Here is a 12,982-nt window from a genome sequence, read left to right as displayed (position 1 = left end):
GCATTAGTGTGATCCGACATGAGTGAGGGTGGGACTGCTATCCGGTTCCGCAACTGGTTCAGCCAATTCGTCGCCAGTCTCATAGGCCTGATTGAGCCGGGCACCCGGCGCGCTCTTGGCCCATTCGACGATGGCGCCGCGCAGAAGGTCCAGTCCTTGACCGGTGCGCGCGCTGAGGAAAACGCGGGAAATCTTATCATATTCATCCCGCTCGACCGAAGGCTCCAGCCCGGCTGCGTCGATCTTGTTCCACACCAGGATCTGCGGAATATGATCGGCGCCGATTTCCTTGAGCACCAGGTTGACCTGCTCGATCTGCTCCATACGCACCGGCGACGAGGCGTCGACGACGTGCAGCAGCAGGTCGGCATGGATGGTCTCCTCCAGCGTGGCGCGGAACGCCGCCACCAGCTGGTGCGGCAGCTCGCGCACGAAACCGACCGTGTCCGAGATCACCACGTTGCCCACTTCCTGCCCCATGTACACACGGCGCGAAGTGGTGTCCAGCGTGGCGAACAATTGATCTGCGACATACACCCCGGCCTTGGTGACGGCGTTGAACAGCGTCGACTTGCCGGCATTGGTATAGCCGACCAGCGACACCGAGAACGTCTGGCTGCGGCCGCGCGAACGGCGCTGGGTTTCATGCTGCTTGCGCAGCTTGTCCAGGCGCGCGCGCAGGGCCTTGACCCGCTCGCCGATCAGCCGGCGGTCGGTCTCCAGCTGTGTCTCACCAGGGCCGCGCAAACCGATACCGCCCTTTTGACGCTCGAGGTGAGTCCAGCCGCGTATCAGGCGCGTGGCCAGATGCTGCAGCTGGGCCAGCTCCACCTGCAGCTTGCCCTCGTGGGAGGCGGCGCGCTGGGCGAAGATGTCGAGGATCAGGCTGGTGCGGTCCAGCACCCGGATGTTCAGGCGCTTTTCCAGGTTGCGCTGCTGGGCAGGCGACAAGGCGTGATTGAAGATGACGATTTCGATGCGGTGGTCCAGCACGGCCAGACCGATTTCATCGGCCTTGCCGCTGCCGACGAAGTAGGCGGCGTCCGGGGAGGAGCGCTTGGCCGTGATCGTCGTCACCGGGTCCGCACCTGCTGAGCGCGCCAGCAGGTTCAGTTCCTCGATGCTGGCAGCAAAGTCGCCCTGACCGAAATCGATACCGACTAGAGCTGCGCGCATACGACGGTCAAGGCTGGGCGAGTTGAAAAGAAGCGGTGTTGCAAGCGCTTATTCCGCGTCGGATTCAATGTTGAGGTTGACAGCGCGTGCCGGCACCACGGTGGAGATGGCGTGCTTATAAACCATCTGGGTCACAGTGTTACGCAGCAGTACGACGTACTGGTCGAACGATTCGATATGGCCCTGCAGCTTGATGCCGTTGACCAGGTAGATCGAGACAGGAACATGCTCTTTGCGCAAGGCATTGAGGAATGGGTCTTGTAACAGTTGCCCTTTGTTGCTCATAACAGCTCCATTTTATGTTGTTGTGTTGGAATTGGAGGCGAAACGCTTGATTTCAAGTACGTGGCCCAGCGAAAGTCAAACAATTTTCGCTGAAACACCGTTCGCCATGCCGGGAATGGTGCTTCTAAGCCACTGTAACCTGTTTTTGCCTTTTTTGCAGGGCGCACCTGCAAAAAAACCGCTTATTTTCCCGTCATTCCCGCGCAGGCGGGAATGACGTTACTTAGCTTGCGTCTTCGCGAACGGGTTTTTGCCAGTGCGCAGTTCGATGCGCAGCGGCGTGCCCACCAGCTGGAAGGTATCGCGGAAATGCTTCTCCAGATAGCGTTTGTACGGCTCGCCGACCGCGTCCAGGGCATTGCCGTGGATCACGATCACCGGCGGATTCATGCCGCCCTGGTGCGCATAACGCAGCTTCGGACGGATCGAACCCTTGCGGCGCGGCTCCTGCTTCTCCACGGCCTCGATCAGGGCGCGGGTCAGCTTCGGCGTCGACAGGTTGCACATGGCGGCGGCGTAGGCCGCGTCCACCGATTTCATCAGCGGGCCGATGCCCTGCGACTTCAACGCCGAGATGAAGTGCATCTTGGCGAAGGACAGGAAGTCCAGCTTGCGGTCGATGTCGATCTTGATCTCGTCGCGCTCGTCGCTGCGCAGGCCGTCCCACTTGTTGACGGCGATGACCAGCGCGCGGCCCGTCTCCAGCACGAAGCCGGCGATGTGGGCGTCCTGCTCGGAGATGTCCTGCTGGGCGTCGAGCATCAGCACGACGACATTAGCTTCCGAGATCGATTGCAGCGTCTTGACCACCGAGAATTTCTCGATCGCCTCGAACACCTTGCCGCGGCGGCGGATGCCGGCCGTGTCGATCAGCGTGTACTGCTTGCCTTCGCGCTCGAACGGAATCTCGATCGAGTCGCGGGTGGTGCCCGGCATGTCGAAGGCGATCACGCGCTCCTCGCCCACCAGGGTGTTGATCAGGGTGGACTTGCCGACGTTCGGGCGGCCGACCAGCGCGATCTTGATGCCGTGGTCGGTCTTTTCCAGTTCCTCGGGATCTTCCGGACGCTGGGCGAAGGCCAGGTCCAGCGCCTCCTCCACCAGGTCGGCGACGCCGTCGCCGTGTGCCGATGAGATCGAGTATGGCTCGCCCAGTCCCAGCTCGTAGAAGTCGGCGACGACGGCGGTGTAGCGCATGCCTTCCGACTTGTTCACGACCAGCATGACCGGACGGCCGCTTTTACGCAGGAAGTCGGTAATGGTTTTGTCATGCGGCGTCAGGCCCTGGCGGCCGTCGACCAGGAACACGACGATGTCGGCTTCGGCCACGGCCTGCTTGGTCTGCAGTGCCATCTGATGCATGATGCCTTCCTTGGCGACCGGCTCGAAGCCGCCCGTGTCGATGACGAGGAAGGGACGTTCGCCGACACGGCCCTCGCCATAGTGACGATCTCGCGTCAACCCAGGCAAGTCCGCCACCAGCGCGTCGCGCGAGCGGGTCAGACGATTGAACAAGGTCGATTTCCCTACATTGGGTCGACCCACTAGTGCGATTACCGGCTTCATTTTATTACTCGACCGCGAGAGCGGTCACTGTCCCTGATTGGGTTTGGAAAATCAAATTCGTGCCGGCGATGACAGGGTCCGATTGTATCGGGCTGCCGTCGGTCGCGGCGCGACCTATTAATGCGCCATCTTCCCGTGACAGGAGATGGACATAACCCTGGTAGTCGCCGACGGCTACTGCACGGCCGTAGGAGACTGGCGTCGACAGGCGGCGGTATGCCAGCTTGTCGTTCTTCCAGGCGTTGCTGCCGTTTTCACGGCTGTAGGCTGCAACTTCACCTTTGTCGTCGGAGACGAATACAAAACGCTGGTCCACCGCCACGCCGACGTCGGACGACGCGGGCTTGCTCCAGTGCGGCGCGCCGGTGATGGCGTCGAAGCAGGCCACGCGGCCCTGGTAGGACACGGCGCAGACATCCTTTTCCAGGATCACCGGCGTGCCGGCGATGTCGGTGACGCGTTCCAGCTCGGTGGCGCCGCGCGGTTCGCCGACCACCACTTCAAAGCGCGGCAGACCGGTGGCCAGCACCAGCGCCAGCAGCTTGCCGCCCGGCTGGGCGACGTACACGTTGGGACCATTGACCACCATGCCCGGCGCGTTGCGCAGGGTCAGGGCCGGCGTGGTGCGGGTGACGTTCCAGCGCTTGGCGCCGGTCTTGGCGTCATACGCGGTGATCAGGTTGTCGACGCTGCGCACGATCACCATGCCGCCGCCGACCACGGGCGACGACAGCACTTCGCTCGACGCCTGGCCTTTCCACAGCTGCTTGCCGTTGGTGTCGTACGCGAGGATAACACCCTTGACGCCGCCGACCACGATCACCTCGCCGTCGGTGCCGACGCCGGCCGTCAGGTCGGTGCCGGTCTTGACGCGCCATTGTTCCTTGCCGGTGGCCGCGTTCAGGCGCGCCAGCGCGCCATCTGCGTCGGCCACGTACAGGCTGTCGCCGGCCAGCGCCGGGGTAAAGACGGCGGTGCCGGCCTTGCCCATCGAGTATTTCCAGACCGTCTTGGGCGTGGTGCCGCCCTTCAGTTCAACCAGCGGCGCCGGCTGGTTCTTGGTATCTTTGGACGAGAACAAGGAACAACCGGCCAACATCGCAAACAGGCTTGCAGCAATAACTTTTTCGGTAATACGCATAAATTTTCAACCTTGATCGTTACGTACATCGTCGCCCTCGCGAAAGCGGGGGCCCATGCTGAATAAGCTCAGCATGGATTCCCGCCTGCGCGGGAACGACGCTGGATTATGCGGCGTCCTTGGCGGCTGGCACCGAGCCGCCGATGGCTTCAAACTTCAGCTGGATCAACTGGCGGCCTGGGTTCTTCTTGTCGGTGGCGTCCAGCGCGGCCTGGTAGGCGGCGCGGGCTTCGGCCAGCTTGTTCTGCGCGACCAGGATGTCGCCCTTGCGGTCGGCCACGGCGCCGGCGAACTGCGGCGCCACTTCACCAGCCAGCACCTTCAGCGCTTCGTCGTAGGCTTTCTCGTCCAGCAGCAGGCCGGCCAGGCGTACCTTGGCCACGGCCTTGAACTCTTCGTCGCCATGCTCGGCCGCCCATTGCAGCTGGGCCTTGGCCGATTTCAGGTCGTTCGCTTCGAAGCTGGTCTTGGCCGCCACCAGTGCGCTCATCGAGGCGTAGGCGGTGTTGCCGAATTTGCTTTCCATGTCGCCGGCGGCGCGCAGCACCTTGGCGTTGTCCTTGGCGTCGGCAGCCTGCTGCACTTCATCATACAGCGCCGACGCTTGCGCGGCCTGGTTGCGCTGGTAGTAGTTCCAGCCGGTGAAGCCCGAATACGCGGCCAGGCCGGCGATCAGCACCCACGAGGTCAGATTGCCGTATTTGTCCCACCAGGCTTTGAGGGTCGCAATTTGTTCTTGTTCTTCGAGATCGTATGCCATGTCGTTTCGTCTGCAAGTTATAGGAGGTTATGAAAGTACAGCTTAGTGATTGCAATGCTCGTCGTGCACGTGGTGGTGATGGTCGCCGCTGTCGGTGATCTGGTCGACCACGAAATCGACGACGTCGTCGAACGGCACCGTCGATTGCTGCTGCGCGCCCTCTTCCGCGCGCATCGCCTTGACGCTGGCGGTGTGGTTGGCCACTTCGTCCTCGCCGATGATGACGGCGAACGAGGCGCCGCTGCCATCGGCTTTTTTCATCTGGGTCTTGAAGCTGCCAGGGCCGTTGGCGGTCGAGGCGTGCATCACCACATCCAGGCCGGCGTCGCGCAGGCGCTCGCCCAGCACGAAGGCTTGCAGCTGCGCGGCCTCGCCCTGGTGCACCAGGTAGACGTCGCACTGATCGGGCGCGGCCGGTTCGCCGGCTTCCTTCATCAGCTCCAGCAGGCGCTCGATGCCCATGGCGAAACCGACGGCGGGCGTCGGCTTGCCGCCGAAGGAGGCGATCAGCGGATCGTAACGGCCGCCGGCGCACACGGTGCCCTGCGAGCCCAGCGAGTCCGTCACCCATTCGAACACGGTGCGGTTGTAGTAATCGAGGCCGCGCACCAGGCGCGGGTTGATCGCGTACGGGATGTTGTTGTGGTCGAGGATCTTGCGCACGCCGTTGAAGTGCGCCAGCGATTCCTCGCCCAGGTAGTCCAGCAGCTTGGGCGCGGCGTTGACCATCTCCTGCATCGCAGGGTTCTTGGTGTCCAGGATGCGCAGCGGGTTGCTGTGCAGGCGGCGCTTGGCCTCGGCGTCGAGGATGTCCTCGTGCTTCTCCAGGTAGGCGATCAGGTCGACGCGGTGGCGCGCGCGCTCTTCGGCGTCGCCGATCGAGTTCAGTTCGAGGCGGATGTTTTCCAGGCCCAGGTCATCCCACAGGCGGCGGCACAGCATGATCATTTCGGCGTCGACGTCAGGGCCGTTGAAGCCGACGGCTTCGCAGCCGAACTGGTAGAACTGGCGATAGCGGCCGCGCTGCGGACGCTCGTGGCGGAACATCGGGCCGGTGTACCACAGGCGCTTCGGACCTTCGTAGACCAGGTTATGCTCGATCACCGCGCGCACCGTACCGGCTGTGCCTTCAGGGCGCAGGGTCAGCTTGTCGCCGTTCATCGAGTCTTCGAACGAGTACATTTCCTTTTCCACGATGTCGGTCACGGCGCCGATGGCGCGCGCGAACAGCGCGGTGTTTTCCACGATAGGCGTGCGGATCTGCTGGAAGCCGTAGCTTTGCACCACTGACTGCGCGGTGTTCTCGAACAGCTGCCACAGATGCGAATCGGTCGGCAGGATGTCGTTCATGCCTTTGACGGCGACAATTTTTTCAGTTTTTTTGTTTTCGGACATTTCTATTCTCTTCATTTACCGCGTCGTTCCCGCGAAAGCGGGAATCCATACTCAGCATGGGTTCCCGCCTACGCGGGAACGACCGGTTGACTGTAATTCTTTTTCACGTAATTCAGTACGATTTCCTGGAACTCTTCAACGATGCGCTCACCGCGCAGCGTAGCGAACTTGGCGCCGTCGACAAACACCGGCGCGGCCGGCGATTCGCCGGTGCCCGGCAGGCTGATGCCGATGTTGGCGTGCTTCGATTCGCCGGGGCCGTTGACGATGCAGCCCATCACGGCCACGTTCATCGCCTCCACGCCCGGATAGATCTTTTTCCACTCCGGCATCTGGTCGCGCAGATAGGTCTGGATGTTGTCGGCCAGTTCCTGGAAGGTGGTCGAGGTGGTGCGGCCACAACCCGGGCACGCGATCACCATCGGCGTAAATTTGCGCAGGCCCATGGTCTGCAGGATCTCCTGGCCGACCACGACTTCCTTGGTGCGGTCACCGCCCGGCTCCGGCGTCAGCGAGATGCGGATGGTGTCGCCGATGCCCTCTTGCAGCAGCACCGATAGCGCGGCCGTCGAGGCGACGATGCCCTTGCTGCCCATGCCCGCTTCGGTCAGGCCCAGGTGCAGCGGATAGTCGCAGCGCTTGGCCAGTTCGCGGTACACGGCGATCAGGTCCTGCACGCCGGAGACTTTGCACGACAGGATGATCTTGTCGCGGCCCAGGCCCAGCTCCTCGGCGCGCACGGCGTTCTCGATGGCGGAGGTGATCAGCGCCTCGTACATCACCGCCTGCGCGGACCATGGCTCGGCGCGGCCGGCGTTTTCGTCCATGATGCGGGCCAGCAGCGCCTGATCCAGGCTGCCCCAGTTGACGCCGATGCGCACCGGCTTGTCGTAGCGCGCGGCCACTTCGATCATCTGCGCAAACTGCGTGTCGCGCTTGGCGCCCTTGCCGACGTTGCCCGGATTGATGCGGTACTTCGACAGCGCCCTGGCGCATTCCGGATAGTCGTTGAGCAGCGTGTGGCCGTTATAGTGGAAATCGCCGACCAGCGGCACGTCGATCTCCATCTTGTCCAGCTGTTCGCGGATGTAGGGCACTGCTGCGGCAGCTTCAGGACGGTCCACCGTCAGGCGCACCAGCTCCGAACCGGCGCGCGCCAGTTCCTTGATCTGGATAGCGGTCTCGATCACGTTGGCGGTGTCGGTGTTGGTCATCGACTGCACCACCACGGGGGCGTCGCCGCCCACCCAGATCTTGCGCTGGCCGTGCGAGACCAGCACGCTGCGGCTGGCGCGGCGATTAGATGGTCCCGAAGGAATAGCTGTTTGCGTTGAAGACATGATCGTTGTACTCGTACTGATTATTTGATGTTCACGCGCGAAATCGTACCGCCGGCGACCGGCGGCAAGGCCAGCGGCGCGCCGCCCAGCGTGGCTTCCACGCCGCCCGGTTTGCCGACGATCAGCAGCGCCGGATCCTTGATGTCAAAGGTCTCGGTGCTGCCGGCTTTCACCAGCCGCGAAATCAGCGGCGTCGTGCCCGGGCGGCGGATTTCCACCCACGAATCCTGCGTCACCTTCAGCACCAGCTGGTTGCCGCTGGCCGTGGCCGGCGCGGCCGCTGGCGGCGCCACCTGCGCAACCGGCGCGGCCGGCGCCGGCGCTGCTGGCGTGGTCGCTGCCGGCGCGGCTGGCTGAGTGGTCACCGCCGGTGCTGGCGCCGTGTCGGTCGCGCCGCCCGGTGGCGGCACCGAAATCAGCGGCACGCTAGGCGACTGCAACGGCGCGGTTTCCTGGCCCGGCTTGGCCAGCGTCGTCTCGATCGGCGCGAGCGCCGCGTCGGCCGGCTTCGGCGCTTCAACCGCAGCGCTGGCGCTGGCCGCGGCATCCTTGTCCGAACGCTGGAACAGCGAGGCCGGAATCAAGCCGGCCTGGTAGGCGTAGGCGCCCGCTGCGCCCACCACCACCACGACCGCAACCCCCACCAGCCACGCGGCCGGACCGGGCGAACGGCCCGTCATCGAGGGGAAGCGCGACTCGGTGAAAGTGGCGGCGATTTCCTTGCGCGGCGGCGCCGCTTCATGACTGGTCGGCGAGATGACTTCGATCATCGCCACCAGCGGCGTAGCGTCTATCTTCACGACCTTGGCGTACGCGCGCACGAAGCCGCGCACCACGGCCATGTTAGGCAGCGCGGCGTAGTCGCCCGCTTCCAGCGCCTTGACCTGGCGCGGCGCCAGCTTCAGTTGATCGGCGATCTGTTCGACCGTCAGCCCCATCGCTTCGCGCTGGGCTGCCAGTTGTGCTCCGGGCGTGGCCAGGCTGCTGCCCTGGTCCTTTGGCGGTTCTGCCCACTCTGAATTCATTGGTATCCCTGTCTCACTCATCAAACGCCCCACGTTGATAAGCAGCATACTCGGTCGAGCCGGGGTGGTGGCGGCGCAATTGCGTCGCCCAGCTGGTTTCCGCTCCCGTATCGCCCACTTTATGCTGCACCTTAATCCCGAGCCACAGCACATCGGCCGTCAGGCTCTCCATCTTTGCCACCTTGTTCAGACGGGTAATGAAGAAATTGGCGCGCACATAATCGCGCTTTTCAAAATAAACCCGCGCCAGATTGGCGTTGGTGGCCGGCAGGTCGGGCGTCAACTGCAAGGCTTGCAGCAGATAACGCTCCGCGCTGGCGTAATCCTTGATCTTCAATGCGCACGAGCCGGCGTTGTTCGCGGCGTTGGCCGGCGAACGGTAGGCACGGTTGGCCAGCGCCGCGTCGAACAGCGGCAGCGCCTCGGCCACGCGGCCGGCCTGGCACAGGAAGGAGCCGTAATTGTTGGCCAACTCCGGATTCGCCGGCGCCAGCTTGCGGGCGCGGACGAAGTTATCCTCGGCCAGGCCGTTCTCGCCCATCGCCTGGTAAATCAGGCCGCGCATGCCGTAGCCGTCGGCGTAGTTCGGATCGGCCACCAGCGCCAGCTTGACCTCGTCGAGCGCGAAGGTGTACTGCGCCTGCTCGAAGTAGCCGACCGCCAGCTGCATGCGGATCTCCACCTTGCGCTGGGCGGCGGTTTGGTCCGACACCGTGGTCAGCTCGGCCTGGCCGCTCTTGCCGCGCTCAGGTCCCGACGACGCGCAGCCGGCCAACGCCCCCGCCACGCACAGGGCGGCGAGTGTAAGCCGGCTACGCTGCGCCAGGAAGGTCATCAGGAACGGATCTCCACGATCTTGCCGAAGTCAGCGCCGAACTTCTGCTGGTACTCGGCCATCTTCTCCATGCGCTGGGCGACCTTGGTGCGGTCCTGGACTTCGCCGGCCAGCTGGCCGCAGGCGGCGTCGATGTCGTCGCCGCGCGTCTTGCGGATGGTGGTGACGATGCCGCCGTCGACCAGGATCTGGGCGAAGGCCTTGATGCGCGGGTTCTTGGAGCGCAGCAGGCCCGATTCCGGGAACGGATTAAAGGGAATCAGGTTGAATTTGCAGTTGACGCCGAACTCGCGGTCCTGCACCAGGGCCAGGAGTTCGCGGGCGTTCTCGTCGGAGTCGTTGACGCCGTCGAGCATGCAGTACTCGAAGGTGATGAAGTCGCGCGGCGCAAATTCCAGGTAGCGCTTGCAGGCGGCCATCAGCTCTTTGAGCGGGTATTTTTTGTTCAGCGGAATCAGGCTGTCGCGCAGCTTGTCGTTGGACGCGTGCAGCGAGACGGCCAGCGCCACCGGCACTTCCTGCGACAGCTTGTCCATCATCGGCACCACGCCGGAGGTGGACAGCGTGACGCGGCGGCGCGACAGGCCGTAGGCGTTATCGTCCAGCATCAGCTTGAGGGCGGTGGCGGTCGGCTCGAAGTTCAGCAGCGGCTCGCCCATGCCCATCATGACCACGTTGGTGATCTGGCGCTCGCCCTTGGGACCGGGCTCGATGCCTTTGGTGCGGCGCAGTTCGAACTCCGCCATCCATAGCTGGCCGATGATTTCGCCCACGCTCAGGTTGCGCGAGAAGCCTTGCTTGCCGGTCGAGCAGAAGCGGCAGTTGACGGCGCAGCCGGCCTGGGTCGAGATGCACAGCGTGCCGCGGTTCTCTTCCGGGATGAACACGGTTTCGACCGCGTTGCCGTTGCCGACGTCGACCAGCCATTTGCGGGTGCCGTCGGTGGACGTGTGGTCGCTGATGATGGCCGGCGCCGTGACGTGGGCGCGGGTTTTCAGTTTGTCGCGCAGCGACTTGGCCAAGTCGGTCATGCTATCGAAATCCGACGCGCCGAATTGGTGGATCCAGCGTTGCAGTTGCTTGGCGCGGAACGGCTTCTCTCCCAACTCGGCGCAATATGCGATAAGTTGCGCGGGATCGAAGTCCAGCAAGTTGGTCAGAGGTGCGTTCTCGGTCGTGCTCATTTCAAGGCTCAAAACAGTACTAATTATTTTTTCCGTTTCCGCGCCGCGGCGCGGAAACGGATCTTACTGAAAATTACTTACCGAAGAAGTAAGCGATTTCAACTGCGGCAGCTTCGACAGCGTCGGAACCGTGAACAGCGTTGGCGTCGATCGAATCGGCGAAGTCGGCGCGGATGGTGCCTTTTTCTGCCTTCTTAGGATCGGTAGCGCCCATCAGTTCGCGGTTTTTCAGGACGGCGTTTTCGCCTTCCAGTGCCTGGATCATGACTGGACCGGAAACCATGAAGTCCACCAGATCCTTGAAGAAGCCGCGCTCTTTGTGCGCAGCGTAGAAGCCTTCGGCTTCTTCACGCGACAGTTGCTTCATTTGAGCAGCAACGATCTTCAGGCCAGCGCCTTCGAAACGGCTGTAGATTTGGCCGATTACGTTTTTTGCAACTGCGTCTGGTTTGATGATCGACAGGGTGCGTTCGATTGCCATTTAAAAAACTCCAATAAAAAGAAAGGTTTAAAACAAAATTGATAACTCAATCAACCTTTGATTTTACCATAGAACACCCCATCTACCGAGAATCGGACGTAGATAAGCTTGCAAGAGCGGCCATATTCGCCGGTTTAACGGGCAAATATTAGGACTATAGCCAGATTAAGTCATCTTTAAGCGGGTTTCAGGGGCTATTTTGCGCATTTTTACCCCGGCGTGCTATGCTTTTGGCAAGCGGTATTTGAATCACTATGAAGGAGGTTCCCTTATGAACAATATGCAAAACACCTACGATCTGGCGGGAAGCCGCCGTTCGGTGCAGCACGCCGTGCTGCGCAACACCTACTGGCTGCTGGCGCTGTCGATGGTGCCGACCATTTTTGGCGCGGCGCTGGGCGTCTCGCTGCACCTGCCGCTGGGTGGCGGGCTGATGGCACTGCTGTTCCTGGCGGTCGCCTTCGGCTTCATCTGGGGCATCGAAAAGAACAAGGATTCCGGCGTGGGCGTGGCCCTGCTGCTGGGCTTCACCTTCTTCATGGGGCTGATGCTGACGCCGCTGCTGTCGCGCATCCTGGGCTACTCCAACGGTGGCTTCCTGATCATGACCGCGTTCGGCGGCACGGCGTCGGTGTTCGCGGTACTGGCGAGCATCGCCACCGTATCGAAGCGCGACTTCTCGGGCATGGCCAACTGGCTGTTCGCGGGCCTGGTGGTGATCCTGCTGGCATCGATCGCCAACATCTTCCTGGGCATCCCGGCGCTGGCGATCGTGATCTCGGTGGTAGCGATCGCGATCTTCTCGGCCTACATCCTGTATGACGTGCAGCAGATCATCAACGGCGGCGAGACCAACTACATCCGCGCCACGCTGAACATCTACCTGGACGTGTACAACATCTTCGTCAACCTGCTGTCGCTGCTGGGCATCTTCGGCGGCAACCGCGACTAAGCGATATCCGCATCTCAAGAAAACCGGCCCAGTGCCGCAATGCCGTTCAGTCAGACCTGAACGGCATTTTTATTTCAGCCAAGAGAATCCATATGCATCGCACCTTCACACAATTGATACTGATGGCCTTGGTCCTCGCGGCTGGGCCGTGGCAAGCGGCGCGGGCGGCATCGCCGTTCGCGCAGGAAGTGCCAACCACCTACGCCCAGTTTGATGAAGGTGCGGGCAGCTTGGCCCTGGTCGTGGCGGAATTGGCCGCCACCGATTACCTGAAGGGTTACGATTGCCCCAAACCGAAGGCCAACCCCGATGGCACCACCACCGTGGTGATGTGCTTGAACCCGCCGCCAAGCTGGTTCAAGGCGCGCGTGCTGCAGCATGTGGCCGGAGCGGAAATCGGCGACGAGTTTTACGCGGTGACCGGCAGCCATTGGGGCGCGATGAAAGCCGGCCCCGCCGAGCCGCCCAAGCTGATGCTGCTCCATTCGAATGGCACGGCGTTGGAAATGATACGCTATAAGTTTTGGCCTGTCGCCCAAAGCAAGGACGGGCAATATCACCTGGTCGTTCAAAGAGGCCCGATTCATTGGCTGCCTTGCTGGGCCGCTTCGCTGATGCAGGAAATCGACTATGACCAATTCGCCGCCGACCTGTCGATCACGCGAGAGGAATACAACAGCCGTTGGGCGGAAAAATATGCAGCCTTCTACCGCGTCACCGCGGACAGCGTGCGCCCGCGTTACGCGATCCCCGTCGCGCGCTTGCAGCAGGGCTTCAAGGATTTGCCGCTGGCGGCCGCCGGCTTTTCCTGCCCGCCGCCAAATCCAGCACCTTGAGTTTCA

The 12,982-nt window shown here is 62.6% G+C and carries 13 protein-coding genes; 2 read left to right on the top strand and 11 right to left on the bottom strand.

The genetic code is table 11. The features are described from left to right. Positions 1-3 precede the first annotated feature (3 nt). The 11 genes from hflX to ndk all read right to left on the bottom strand — a co-directional run bounded on the left by hflX (position 4) and on the right by ndk (position 11,188). Positions 4-1,176 (bottom strand): GTPase HflX, encoded by a 1,173-nt coding sequence (hflX, locus tag ACEN9O_RS17560; RefSeq protein ID WP_495613137.1) that lies wholly within the window; start codon positions 1,174-1,176, stop codon positions 4-6. Between the two features lie 48 nt (positions 1,177-1,224). After that, positions 1,225-1,461, bottom strand: coding sequence for an RNA chaperone Hfq (hfq, locus tag ACEN9O_RS17555; RefSeq protein ID WP_117013357.1), 237 nt, complete (start codon positions 1,459-1,461; stop codon positions 1,225-1,227). A 219-nt stretch (positions 1,462-1,680) separates the two neighbouring features. Next, positions 1,681-3,027 (bottom strand): ribosome biogenesis GTPase Der, encoded by a 1,347-nt coding sequence (gene der / locus ACEN9O_RS17550; RefSeq protein ID WP_161088237.1) that lies wholly within the window; start codon positions 3,025-3,027, stop codon positions 1,681-1,683. 4 nt (positions 3,028-3,031) lie between these two features. Beyond that, complete coding sequence (bamB, locus tag ACEN9O_RS17545; RefSeq protein WP_495613136.1) at positions 3,032-4,168, bottom strand: outer membrane protein assembly factor BamB; 1,137 nt, start codon at positions 4,166-4,168, stop codon at positions 3,032-3,034. A gap of 106 nt (positions 4,169-4,274) precedes the next feature. Then, on the bottom strand, positions 4,275-4,928 hold the full coding sequence (locus ACEN9O_RS17540) for a YfgM family protein (protein WP_495613135.1): 654 nt from the start codon (positions 4,926-4,928) through the stop codon (positions 4,275-4,277). 42 nt (positions 4,929-4,970) lie between these two features. Then, complete coding sequence (gene hisS, locus ACEN9O_RS17535; RefSeq protein WP_495613134.1) at positions 4,971-6,323, bottom strand: histidine--tRNA ligase; 1,353 nt, start codon at positions 6,321-6,323, stop codon at positions 4,971-4,973. A gap of 68 nt (positions 6,324-6,391) precedes the next feature. Further along, positions 6,392-7,663, bottom strand: coding sequence for a flavodoxin-dependent (E)-4-hydroxy-3-methylbut-2-enyl-diphosphate synthase (ispG, locus tag ACEN9O_RS17530; RefSeq protein WP_495613133.1), 1,272 nt, complete (start codon positions 7,661-7,663; stop codon positions 6,392-6,394). Between the two features lie 20 nt (positions 7,664-7,683). Then, positions 7,684-8,688 (bottom strand): helix-turn-helix domain-containing protein, encoded by a 1,005-nt coding sequence (locus tag ACEN9O_RS17525; RefSeq protein ID WP_495613132.1) that lies wholly within the window; start codon positions 8,686-8,688, stop codon positions 7,684-7,686. 13 nt (positions 8,689-8,701) lie between these two features. Then, positions 8,702-9,523: a type IV pilus biogenesis/stability protein PilW gene (gene pilW, locus ACEN9O_RS17520; RefSeq protein ID WP_495613131.1), complete on the bottom strand. Its 822-nt coding sequence runs from the start codon at positions 9,521-9,523 to the stop codon at positions 8,702-8,704. Next, entirely contained in the window at positions 9,523-10,707 is a 1,185-nt protein-coding gene (rlmN, locus tag ACEN9O_RS17515) for a dual-specificity RNA methyltransferase RlmN (protein WP_495613130.1), read from the bottom strand. The genes pilW and rlmN overlap by 1 nt, the downstream gene beginning before the upstream one ends. A 73-nt stretch (positions 10,708-10,780) precedes the next feature. Next, on the bottom strand, positions 10,781-11,188 hold the full coding sequence (ndk, locus tag ACEN9O_RS17510; RefSeq protein WP_090314593.1) for a nucleoside-diphosphate kinase: 408 nt from the start codon (positions 11,186-11,188) through the stop codon (positions 10,781-10,783). 271 nt (positions 11,189-11,459) lie between these two features. Between ndk and ACEN9O_RS17505 the strand changes: the two genes are divergently transcribed. Both ACEN9O_RS17505 and ACEN9O_RS17500 read left to right on the top strand, forming a co-directional pair. Further along, the gene (locus ACEN9O_RS17505; RefSeq protein WP_495613129.1) at positions 11,460-12,140 is read left to right on the top strand and encodes a Bax inhibitor-1/YccA family protein; all 681 of its coding nucleotides are present in this window, start codon (positions 11,460-11,462) and stop codon (positions 12,138-12,140) included. A gap of 92 nt (positions 12,141-12,232) precedes the next feature. After that, positions 12,233-12,976 (top strand): hypothetical protein, encoded by a 744-nt coding sequence (locus ACEN9O_RS17500; RefSeq protein WP_495613128.1) that lies wholly within the window; start codon positions 12,233-12,235, stop codon positions 12,974-12,976. Positions 12,977-12,982: the final 6 nt, after the last annotated feature.

Source organism: Duganella sp. Dugasp78, assembly GCF_059491455.1.
Note: the sequence above shows the minus strand (reverse complement) of the source record. Positions and strands in the feature narration are given on the sequence as shown.

What these genes read in the sequence shown, in the direction of transcription:
- hflX (WP_495613137.1), bottom strand. Translation starts at nt 1,176, where the DNA reads ATGCGCGCAGCTCTAGTCGGTATCGATTTCGGTCAGGGCGACTTTGCT.
- hfq (WP_117013357.1), bottom strand. Translation starts at nt 1,461, where the DNA reads ATGAGCAACAAAGGGCAACTGTTACAAGACCCATTCCTCAATGCCTTG.
- der (WP_161088237.1), bottom strand. Translation starts at nt 3,027, where the DNA reads ATGAAGCCGGTAATCGCACTAGTGGGTCGACCCAATGTAGGGAAATCG.
- bamB (WP_495613136.1), bottom strand. Translation starts at nt 4,168, where the DNA reads ATGCGTATTACCGAAAAAGTTATTGCTGCAAGCCTGTTTGCGATGTTG.
- ACEN9O_RS17540 (WP_495613135.1), bottom strand. Translation starts at nt 4,928, where the DNA reads ATGGCATACGATCTCGAAGAACAAGAACAAATTGCGACCCTCAAAGCC.
- hisS (WP_495613134.1), bottom strand. Translation starts at nt 6,323, where the DNA reads ATGTCCGAAAACAAAAAAACTGAAAAAATTGTCGCCGTCAAAGGCATG.
- ispG (WP_495613133.1), bottom strand. Translation starts at nt 7,663, where the DNA reads ATGTCTTCAACGCAAACAGCTATTCCTTCGGGACCATCTAATCGCCGC.
- ACEN9O_RS17525 (WP_495613132.1), bottom strand. Translation starts at nt 8,688, where the DNA reads ATGAATTCAGAGTGGGCAGAACCGCCAAAGGACCAGGGCAGCAGCCTG.
- pilW (WP_495613131.1), bottom strand. Translation starts at nt 9,523, where the DNA reads ATGACCTTCCTGGCGCAGCGTAGCCGGCTTACACTCGCCGCCCTGTGC.
- rlmN (WP_495613130.1), bottom strand. Translation starts at nt 10,707, where the DNA reads ATGAGCACGACCGAGAACGCACCTCTGACCAACTTGCTGGACTTCGAT.
- ndk (WP_090314593.1), bottom strand. Translation starts at nt 11,188, where the DNA reads ATGGCAATCGAACGCACCCTGTCGATCATCAAACCAGACGCAGTTGCA.
- ACEN9O_RS17505 (WP_495613129.1), top strand. Translation starts at nt 11,460, where the DNA reads ATGAACAATATGCAAAACACCTACGATCTGGCGGGAAGCCGCCGTTCG.
- ACEN9O_RS17500 (WP_495613128.1), top strand. Translation starts at nt 12,233, where the DNA reads ATGCATCGCACCTTCACACAATTGATACTGATGGCCTTGGTCCTCGCG.